Annotated in this window: 6 protein-coding genes; 4 read left to right on the forward strand and 2 right to left on the reverse strand. The window is 46.4% G+C overall.

Translation table 11 applies throughout. The annotated features are described in order from the left end of the window. Window positions 1–53: 53 nt before the first annotated feature. The gene (locus NG798_RS15080) at window positions 54–1,037 is read right to left on the reverse strand and encodes a heme o synthase (RefSeq protein ID WP_261224646.1); all 984 of its coding nucleotides are present in this window, start codon (window positions 1,035–1,037) and stop codon (window positions 54–56) included. A gap of 78 nt (window positions 1,038–1,115) precedes the next feature. Then, a complete protein-coding gene (locus NG798_RS15085; RefSeq protein ID WP_261224493.1) occupies window positions 1,116–2,069 on the reverse strand; it encodes a heme A synthase in 954 nt (317 codons plus the stop codon). A gap of 468 nt (window positions 2,070–2,537) precedes the next feature. Here NG798_RS15085 and NG798_RS15090 point away from each other — a divergent pair, with 468 nt between their 5' ends. The 4 genes from NG798_RS15090 to NG798_RS15105 all read left to right on the forward strand — a co-directional run bounded on the left by NG798_RS15090 (window position 2,538) and on the right by NG798_RS15105 (window position 11,154). Further along, on the forward strand, window positions 2,538–3,530 hold the full coding sequence (locus NG798_RS15090; RefSeq protein ID WP_261224495.1) for a cytochrome c oxidase subunit II: 993 nt from the start codon (window positions 2,538–2,540) through the stop codon (window positions 3,528–3,530). 68 nt (window positions 3,531–3,598) lie between these two features. Next, window positions 3,599–5,419 (forward strand): cytochrome c oxidase subunit I, encoded by a 1,821-nt coding sequence (gene ctaD / locus NG798_RS15095; RefSeq protein ID WP_261224497.1) that lies wholly within the window; start codon window positions 3,599–3,601, stop codon window positions 5,417–5,419. A gap of 135 nt (window positions 5,420–5,554) precedes the next feature. Then, window positions 5,555–6,175, forward strand: a complete 621-nt coding sequence (locus NG798_RS15100; RefSeq protein WP_261224499.1) for a heme-copper oxidase subunit III — start codon at window positions 5,555–5,557, stop codon at window positions 6,173–6,175. A 791-nt stretch (window positions 6,176–6,966) separates the two neighbouring features. Continuing rightward, complete coding sequence (locus NG798_RS15105; RefSeq protein ID WP_261224501.1) at window positions 6,967–11,154, forward strand: fibronectin type III domain-containing protein; 4,188 nt, start codon at window positions 6,967–6,969, stop codon at window positions 11,152–11,154. Window positions 11,155–11,171: the final 17 nt, after the last annotated feature.

Genomic DNA, 11,171 nt, shown 5'->3' on the forward strand with positions numbered 1-11,171 from the left:
TCACTTAAAAACGCTATAGTTGCGCTTTAGCGCTAAAGCGCAACTACATACAATTAGGAACAAACCGGCATCAAACTTAGCATCCACAACATCTTGTCAGAAAAAGCCACACTAAATTGATGAACAACCGGCAAACTATCAACCACCATCCCAGCACACAACAACATCAAATAAAAAATCGAAAACTTAAACACAGACTTCGCCACATCGCGCTGAGAGGGATTTTGTAACAACTGCCAAGCCTTCACCACAAAAACCCCACCCAAAACCACAGCAAAAAGCCCATAAACCAACCCGCAAGCATGAAGCGGGAAAACTAAAAGCAAACTCACCGGCACCAAAATCAGCGTATAAAACCAAATTTGACGAGCCGTAGTTTCATCCCCCTCAATTACCGGCAACATGGGCACACCCACCGCCGCATAATCATCACGAATCATCATAGCCAAAGCCCAAAAATGAGGAGGAGTCCACAGAAAAATAATCCCAAACAAAAGCCAAGCAGCCCAACTCAATTCTCCCGTCACAGCAGCCCAACCAACCAAAGGAGGAATCGCCCCAGCAGCGCCGCCAATCACAATATTTTGGGTGCTATGACGCTTCAACCAATGAGTGTACACCAACACATAAAAAACAATTCCCGACATTGCCAAAAGCGCCGTCAACAAATTATCAACAACCGTCAACAACCCAAAAGAAACAGCCGCCAAAACAATCGCAAAGAACAAAGCATCACGAGGTTTAATCCGCCCCGAAGGAATTGGACGCCAACGAGTCCGCTCCATAATATAATCAATATCGCTGTCGTAAAGACAATTAATTGTATTCGCCGAAGCCGAAGCCAAAGCCCCTCCCACAAGCGTCACAATCAACTTAACAGCATCAACCTCACCGGCAGCCGCAACCCACATCCCCGCAGCCGTCGTAATCAACAAAAGCAAAATAATCCGAGGCTTCGTAAGTTGATAATAACTTTGCAAAACCTGACCAAAATTTTCATGGTGCCTTGTAGCGGAATTTCCCAAAACTTCTTGCATCATCTTATTTCCTTAAAAAAAGACCTGTAAAACAAAAAAACAACAAATCAACTCATCGATGGTTCAAAAAAACCCTCCCTAAACTTCTTCCAACACCGGCACCACAGCCTTAACATCCCGCCAAGCAAACACCGTCAGAGCCACCAAAACCCCTAACAAAGCTGCACCCATCGCCTGATGGGCCACTGTCAAAGGTTCAACCTGCAACCGTAAACGAAATGTAGCGACTCCCAGCAAAACCTGCAACACCAACAAACCCCCAACCCAACCGGCAAGCAGACGTAAACGGGGATGAAGAGCCGGCCGGCGCCAAGCCAAAACCACCACAGCCAAACTAGCCAAAGTAGCCGGTACAACCCCAGCAATGTGACTATTCATCACCACACACAACTCACCAGCCCCAAAGCACTGATGCAGCGCCCAACGAGAGCCCACCAAAGCCCCCAACAAACTTTGTAAATAAATTAACAAAGCCGCCAAAGGAGCCACCCAGCGGAGATTTCCAGCCGTACCAGTCCCCTTAAACGGCATCAGCAAAACGCCAATCGTTAAAAGGGTACAAAAAAACAGCAAAGCCGTCCCCAAGTGAGCCGTCACAATATCAAAGCGTAACAACTCCGTCACCGTCAGCCCGCCCAAAAGGCCTTGAAAGACAATCAAAAACACAGCAAACGTACAGGCAAAAGGAGTCCACACCGGCAACGAACGACGGTACCACCAAGACAAACCCGCCATCCACAACGATCCCAAACCAATTAGCCCTGCATCCAGCCGGTGGAACCACTCTAAAAACACCTGAAAATTCATTTGCGAAGCCGGCACAAACTCGCCATAACACAAAGGCCAATCAGGGCAAGCCAAACCGGCATTCATCACCCGCGTCGCACTTCCCACCGCCATCAACAGCCAAGTTGCAAAAGCCAGCTTCCAAACCAAACGGCGGATGCGGTCACTCTGAGCGACTATATGATCCCCAGCACTAGCTTGCAACACAGAATTTCCTGCATTTGGATTTAGCATTGAGTTCGCCATGCACACCTCACTATTCGTCCTTAAACAAAGTTAATCAAAGTCTGAGCCATCACTCACACTTGCCGATGGCCTTTTCAATCCCGACTTGATCCTAGCAATTACTTTAATATCAACAACTTTGAAGCGGCGACCTCTTTAGTATTTTTTTTAACTTGTTATTATTTCTTTACTATTTGGCAAAATTTGGGCCAAAAACTTCACCAGAAATAAACTCGTTACAATGGCAGATGGTGCTAAGGCACAAAAAAGGCCAACCGGCCCCAGCAAGATTGTTAAATAAATACAAAAGCTGTCTGGCGGTCGAGAAAATACAGGCTGGAGTGCTTTATTTTAAGTAAAGTAAGCCAAACGAAACTCCGCCTCGCCTTGTCAAAGGCTTACCAAATAAAGGTTACAAAGACAACCTTCATCCCGTAACCTTTGAGCTAACGTTTAAGAAGTTTTATCCCCTGGAGGTTCCAGAAAAGCGTGAACATCCCTAACACAATCCTAACCCTGCTCGCCGGCATAGTATTAACGCTGGTGAGCCTGTGGTACGGTCAAAATCACAATTTATTGCCGGTCGCAGCCTCCGAAGAAGCCGCCCACGTCGATAGTCTATTCAACGTCATGCTGACTATCTCCATCGGCCTGGTAATTCTCGTTCAAGGCGTGCTGATCATTTCCGCCATCAAATACCGGCGGCGTAGAGGCGACAACACAGACGGCCCACCGATACACGGCAATATTCCCCTAGAAATCCTCTGGACAGCGATCCCCGCCGTCATCGTCTTGGGAATCTCCGTTTATAGCTTTGAAATTTACAACGAAATGGGCGGACTCGATCCAATGGCGGCCCATGAACACAGCGTAAATGTGGCCCACAACCACAACATGAAAGGCGCTGCTATTGCCGCAACTTTACCCGGATCAGAAGAACCGGCCCAAACAGAACCCCGCCAGATCGCCCTGGGGATCGGTGCATCTCCCGGCAAAGAAGGCAGAACAGCCGACGTGCTAGTGAACGTCACCGGCCTACAATTTGCCTGGATTTTTAACTATCCCGACTTAGGCATCACCTCTGGGGAACTGCACTTGCCGGCCGGTAAAGAATCCCAACTCAACATGACAGCCACAGATGTCATTCATGCCATGTGGATTCCTGAATTACGCCTCAAACAAGACGTCATCCCCGGACGCACCACCGAACTACGGTTTACCATTTCCAAAATCGGCGACTATCCAGTGCTTTGTGCAGAACTCTGCGGCGGTTATCATGGCGCAATGAAAAGTCAGCTAATTGTCCAAAGCCCCGAAGAATTCGATAGCTGGGTAAAAAGTCAGCAAGAAATCGCTAGGGCAGAAACAATGGAAACTGCCGTTGCAATCAATCCTGCTGATATGTCAGAAGGCCAATATTTAGCCCCCTACGCTCACGAAATGGGCATGAATTCCGAAATGCTTTCCCAGTTACACAACTAAGGTAGGCTATGCCCACACAGGTTTGGTGAGCAGAGCAACGCCCAAAAGACAAACAGTGATATTAAACTATGACAACAGCACAAGTAGACTTTCAAGAATCAGCCAATGCTGGGGCAGAAGGTCACGACCCTCAGCGAAAATGGCAGGATTATTTCGGCTTTAATACAGACCACAAAGTAATCGGACTTCAATATCTGGTTACTTCGTTTCTGTTTTATTTGGTAGGGGGTTCACTGGCAACGGCAGTACGGACAGAACTAGCCACCCCAGACCCAGATTTTGTTTCGCCAGAAATGTACAATACCCTCTTTACCCTGCATGGCACGGTAATGATTTTTCTGTGGATTGTGCCGGCAGGGGCTGGGTTTGCTAATTTCTTAATTCCGCTTTTAATTGGCGCAAAAGACATGGCATTTCCGCGTTTAAATGCCGTTGCTTTTTGGCTGATTCCTGTTGGGGGAATTTTGCTCTTAACCAGCTTTTTTACCACCGGCCCCCAAGCCGGTTGGACATCGTACCCGCCCCTAAGTTTAATTGGCGGCAAAGTTGGGGAAGAAATCTGGATTCTCAGCGTTTTATTGCTGGGGAGTTCCTCGATTTTGGGTGCCCTAAATTTCATGGTGACGATTTTAAAAATGCGGGCGCCGGGGATGGGTTTTAATCAAATGCCCCTGTTTTGTTGGGCAATGATCGCCACATCAACCCTAGCCTTAGTATCAACCCCAGTATTAGCAAGTGCGCTGATTTTGCTGTCGTTTGATTTACTGGCCGGCACCAACTTTTTTAACCCCACCGGCGGCGGCGATCCGATTGTTTACCAGCATATGTTCTGGTTTTATTCCCACCCAGCGGTTTACATCATGGTGTTGCCCTTTTTTGGGGTAATGTCGGAAGTGATCCCCGTTCACGCCCGTAAACCGATTTTTGGTTACAAAGCAATTGCTTATTCGAGTTTGGCGATTTGCTTTTTGGGTTTAATTGTCTGGGCACACCATATGTTTACCAGTGGCACCCCCGGCTGGTTGCGGATGTTTTTTATGATCGCCACGATGGTGATTGCTGTGCCCACCGGCATTAAAGTTTTTAGCTGGTTAGCAACAATGTGGGGCGGCAAAATTCGTCTCACCAGTGCCATGTTGTTTTGCATGGGTTTTATTTCCACCTTTGTGATGGGTGGTGTTACCGGCGTAATGGTGGCTTCGGTGCCGTTTGATATTCACGTCCACGATACTTATTTTGTGGTGGCTCACTTCCACTACGTTTTGTTTGGCGGCTCTGTTTTCGGGATTTACGCGGCTATTTATCATTGGTTCCCGAAAATGACCGGACGGATGTTAAATGAACCCTGGGGCGTTGTTCACTTTGTCTTAACGTTAATTGGGGCAAATTTGACATTTATGCCCATGCACGCCCTCGGCTTAATGGGAATGCCGCGCCGGGTTGCCATGTATGACCCGAAATTTGCCGGTTTAAACATGGTTTGTACCGTTGGCAGTTACATTTTGGCGGTGTCAACTTTGCCGTTTATTGTCAATGCGATTTGGAGTTGGATGAAGGGCCCGAAAGCGGGAAATAATCCTTGGCAAGGTTTGACGTTGGAGTGGATGACATCTTCACCGCCACCCATCGAGAACTTTGAGAAAACGCCGGTTTTGGCCACCGGCCCCTACGATTACGGCGTAATCAAGCCAGGGCCCAGCAAACGAGCAATTGCCGAAATTGATGCCGGTTTGCTTTGGCAGGGTGGGGTGAAGCGTTCTACGGGTGTAGATGTGCCCTTTGATAACCCCAATGATCCAAATTTGGCCGCCGGCCCCGGTTCAATTTTGAGAGCGCAACCTGATCCAAACGTTGCAGCCAACCCCGAACAACGGGACGGCGAAAGTTAAATATCCCTTCCAGGCTCAGCCGGGGAATGCCTCAAGGAGACTGTGCTTTTTCAGAACAGGTATAGCCTAACGAAGTAATTTCCCAGGCCGAGTCTGGACATGAGGAAAGGTAAAGTTAAAAACAGGATAAGATTCATGCAAAGCCCAACAATTGATGAAGGAAAAGTCGAGTTAAATTATCACGGTGCGGCTGAGACGCACGAGCACGCAGAGGAACACCACGATTATCGAATTTTTGGGGTTTATGTGTTCCTAATTGCGGAAGGAATGATCTTTTTTGGAATGTTTGCGGCGTATTTGATTTATAGAGCAATGGCGCCGGTGTGGCCCCCCGAAGATGTGGAACGCGAGCTATTAGTCCCATCAATTAACACAATCATTCTGATTTCTAGTAGTTTTGTTTTTAACCGAGGCAATACTGCTATTAAGAAGAATGACCTTAAAGGATTGCAATTTTGGGGCGGACTTACCGCATTAATGGGGACAATATTCTTGGCCGGCCAAGTTTACGAATATAGTGGCTTAGCCTTTGGTTTAACCAGCAATTTATACGCCAGTTCATTTTATGTAATGACTGCATTTCACGGCTTGCACGTTACCTTCGGTGTGTTGTTAATTTTGGCAATGCTGTGGCGTTCTCGCAAAGAAGGTCATTATTCAAGCGCCTCTCATTTTGGCCCCGAAGCCTCCGAAATTTACTGGCACTTCGTTGATGTAATTTGGGTAATTTTGTTTCTCTTACTCTATGTTCTCTAACCCAAAAACCTCAGACAAAAAACCCTAAAACCATCCGCGTTTATCTGCCTTTAATCTGCGGTTAAAAAACTCCCCCCTCTTCCCCCAAGAGGGGTTTTTTATAGTTCTTAATAAAATGTCCAGCCAATTTGCCCGTATTTGATCAACTACCCAGCCTCATCAAAAACCCCCTCAAATCAAAAAAGAACCGACAGTTTTGCATTGACAAAAACAAATTCCTGTGAAACAAAAATAAGAGCCTAAATTTCCGCGACAAAAATCCAAAATATTTCCCTGATTAAAAAAAAATTATGATATATTGAACTCGCATCCCAATTCAGGGCGTATTAGGGCAGGTTAATGTTGATTTTTGTAAAGTTCGCTTCAAACATCGAAGTGGAGCTTAAAATCAACAAGGATGTCGTATGATTTCTGAAAATGGGTACAAAAACTCAACCTTTCACAATTCCTTCCTACTTAAGACTATGCCACCCATCGATCAAAACTTAATCAGCCCTCTTAAATTTGGCTCAAATAATTTTTATGAGATAAACAACTTTTTCTCCCCAGATATAAAAAAGGCGTTTCAGGTCGAAATAGGAACCCAAAACTCCTCAAAATATTTAATAAAAGCTTTCAAAATTAATATTTATGGAGACGAGAAAATTACTATTGAAGGACCGTTAAATGTCCTTTCCGATCCATCTAAAAACCTATTAACGACCAAATCTGCTAATTTTAGGGCTGGTCAAACCACATCATCATCTATTATAGGAAGCTTATCAAATGAAAAAACTGAAAGTTTTGGTCCGTTGCGAGTCATACCTACAAAGTTAGAAATACTTGATGAAGAAGTTAAGCTGCAAGGAGAATTAGACAATTTTTTCTTAACTTCCTATAGCTATGCTCGGCGTAAGGAAGAATTGCAGACCCTACAAGGAGTTTTAGATAAACTATCTTCTATTTTGGGTACTTTCTCAGACTTGACCCCTACAGAAAATCAAGTTCTTGCAACTGTTATCCCCGGTTTTGGGTTGGGATTAGGATCAGAATTAAAGAAATTAGGCTACACGATTGTTAATTCTGCCATTAGAAAAGTTCTAAACACTGAACGAAGCAAACAAATTTTAAGGGCACCGGCATCGAATGAGCTTACTGTGGATGGAAATCGAAAACCAGTCGAAATTTCCGTAACATCCAAAGGATTAAATGTCCCACAAGTAGAAATACCCGTTGGTAAAATTACACTTCCCAGCTATGCCCAATTCAACGGAAGTAACAGCTATTTCGGTATTTCACCCTTTTTTAGTCTGCCGGTAGAACTAGAAAATGCGACGGCCAAGACAGAAAAAAATTCAGCCGGCCAAGACGTTTTGATCTTAAAAGGTAAAGGCACCAACTTAAACCTCAGTGATATTCTGCCCTCTTTCCCAGGATCAGCAGAAGCATCAAAGTTTTTTAAGGTTTCCTACGACTTTAGCGAACCCGAAAGCTATATTTCCATAGCCCCCGGAGAAACCCGTTATGTAGGCCGATTTAGCGCAGAGGGAGCGATTATCCCAAAAGTCATATCTATCCGCAAAGCTTCCACCCTCATAGACAGCACTAAAAACACCTACGACATCCTTGGAGAAGTTGGTTTACCCTGGGCCAAAGACTATATCTTAGGAGCAAGATTAAGAGTTGTTGAAGGAAAATTCGATGCCATCGCCCTCAAAGCTGACAACCTCAATATAGCACTCGGTAGTAGTGGTGTTTTTTTACAACGCATAGAAGGCGGAGTTAGCAACTTAGCCCGTGGGGGGTTTCCCACTCTTTTTGCTGGCACAGGTATGACCTTTGGCAAATCCTTTGATGTCAAGTCAATAAATATTCCGTATATTGGCTCAATTGTACAGAAAGCAGCCGGTGCTATTGCGAATAGTGAGGGCCAAATTTACATGGCTCGCGCTGATGCTGATGTAGGTATTGATGCAAGTCGATTTGGAGGAAAGGCCAATGTCAAAGTTTTGGGCGGAATCTTCCAGCCTAACCAAGCTCGTTTTTCCTACAATTACAAAAACAGCGAAGCTTTGTTTGATGTTTCTACAGCAACTTTGTTGGGCATAGCAACAATCAGAGGTAGCGGTATGGTCAATAGCGACCGCATCTTTTTAGCTGGCTCAGCAGCTCTAAAAATACCTGATGCTGTCCCCAAAATTGGCGGCCGAACTGTTGCGGGTGGGTATGCTTTATTAAACTTCACCAACGATGGTAACTATAGCAACGACTATATTGCTGCCTGGGCAAATTACAGGCTATTGAATATTGGGGGTAAGTTTAGATTTGATGGCAAGTTTGAATTACTCACCGGCAACAATATCAACCCCATCAGTGCAGAAAAAGACAACCAAGTGCGCTTTATTGACGAAAAACTCAAGGAAGAATTAAATCAAGCTGTACCCTCCCCTTTCAAAAGCTCCCGTGTGCCTCTTGCCCGCACAGTGGTTGAAGAGTCCTTACCAGAAGCCCCGGCCCCTGAAGCCCCCGACGATCCAGCCCTAGCAGGTTTTGCTGAAGGTGCCGTCTTTGAGAATGCCATTGTCGAATCTTCCAACCCCTTAGACACAGCAGAAGAAACCGAGCAAATTGACGAAGAAGTAGAAGAAATATCCGGCTCCTCCACTGATGACCCCTTAACCGAAGAACCAGACGCAGAACTTGTCCCCTCAGACGAAACAGAACCAACTCAAGAAGACGAAGACGAAGCCGAACTATATGACATCGAAGCCGGTAATAGCAGCGAAGTCACCTATGGTGTCACCGGCGGAAAATACTTCATGTTTACCGTGTCTTGGGAAAACTCGGCCCCTCTTGGCAGCGTTCCCTTTGAAGTCATTGGCCCAGACGGCACCGTTTATAGCAGCGAGACTATCCCCATTGCTAAAAGTGAAGCTGAATACGAGCAACCTTGGAAAGTCGGTATCATCGGAGAATTCAGCGATGACAAACAACTAACGATTTTAGTCAAAGAGCCAGAAATCGGGGAATGGACGCTCTCGATGACCGACACAGACACGTTAGGTGCCCTTGAATATGGCGGAAGCCTAGATGCACCAGACCCGACAATTCGTTTTAACTCCATCGATTTTGACCCAACCACCAGCAACGTCAATATCAACTACCAAGCTGCTGACCCCGACTCTGAAGCTACCATCACTTTCTTTTACGACACCGATGGCACCGGCAAAAACGGCACACCTATTTCCGATGAACTGGTAGAAAGCGATGGTCAAGGAAACTTTAGCTGGAATGCAACGGATCTTCCCAGTGGCGAATACTATATCTATGCGATGCTGCAAGACGATGACAACGCACCTCGGTTTGTCTACGCACCCAACCCCGTCACAGTTATTGAACCGGGCAGTCTCTCCCGCGTAACGGATGTGGGGGCTTCGTCTGTGGGTGAAGATACAGTTTTGGTATCTTGGCAGCCGGTGGAAGGTGCTGCTTATTACATCGTTGATTATGATACTAATGCTGCCGGTTCGGAAGTTGAGCGCATCGAAGACTCGACGATGGTGGTGTATGACGATAATGCTGCAATTAGCGGCTTAAAGGCCGGTGAAACCTACCGCTTCACAGTTACAGCAGTCGATGAACAGGACGATCATTCGTTGCCTAGCCTCGCAGCCATTGCCAAAGTTGGCGGGGGTAGCGTTGAAGATATGGCCCCTGATGCAGATGAGTGGAGTGTATATGCTACACCAGGCACAACTTATACAGAAGCTATACCCGTTCCGTTTGAAGGAAGTGTGACGCTGCTGGAAGCCCCGCGAGGTGTAGCTCTGAACCCAACAACCGGCGAATTTACCTGGAATGTTCCCACAGATGCCTATGGCTGGTACAATGTGAGAGTATTGCAAACAGATAACTCGAATGAAACATCAGTTTATGATTTTGATTTGTTTGCCGGCACTCCTCCCGAAGCAGAGGGCGATGTAGAAATTGGTAGCACTGCTGCTGATAATCTGACTGGTAATGCCGATGATGATCTCTTAGCCAGCGGTGCAGGGGATGACGAGTCTGCCGGTGGTGATGGCGATGACGAGATGTATGGCAACGGCGGCGATGATCAGTTACTTGGTGAAGCCGGCGGCGATGATATGCAAGGCGGACAAGGCAACGATGCAGCCTTTGGCGGTGCGGATGATGACATCGTGGATGGCGATAAGGGAGACGACAAACTGTATGGCAACGTCGGTGAAGATGAACTGATGGGCGGTGAGGGATCTGACGAGATATACTGCGGTCAAGATGATGATATGGCCTTTGGGAACGAGGGTTCAGATCAGATGTCTGGTGATCTTGGCAATGATATGCTGGCCGGTGGCAAAAACAACGATGTCCTCAACGGGGGGGCCGGTGAAGATGAGATGTATGGCGGTATGGATGAGGATAGCATCAGCGGCGGTATAGGAGATGATATTGCTAATGGCAATGTCGGCAATGATTTTATCGATGGCGGAGATGATAGTGATGAACTGTCAGGCGGCCAAGGAAATGATACTTTGGCCGGTGGTGCTGGCGATGATAATCTCTACGGCGATAAGGGAAATGACAATTTAGCCGGTGGCGATGGCAATAACTTTTTGCAAGGTGCAAACGAAATAACCGGCCCGGAAATTGATACTCTCACAGGAGGTACAGGTGAGGATTATTTCTCGCTGGGAGAAGGTGCAGAACCGCTTTATAGTGCCTTTGGCAATGATGACTATGTTTTGATTCAAAACTTTGAATTTGACAAAGATAGCCTATTATTGCCTGGTAATCCTGATAGTTATCTGTTGATTGATATCACCGCTGAAAGCAATTTGCCCTCTGGTATTGGCATTGGTTATGTCAATTCAAAGGGCCAGGAAGATTTAGTGGCTATTTTGGCCGGTGTCACTGACACCAACGCATTTACAGATAACAGCTTCACATTCTTAAATTCCCCACCAGAACCGGCCACCACATAACCCTTACCACCCACCAA

This window comes from Ancylothrix sp. D3o (assembly GCF_025370775.1).
Taxonomy (GTDB): Bacteria; Cyanobacteriota; Cyanobacteriia; order Cyanobacteriales; family Oscillatoriaceae; genus Ancylothrix.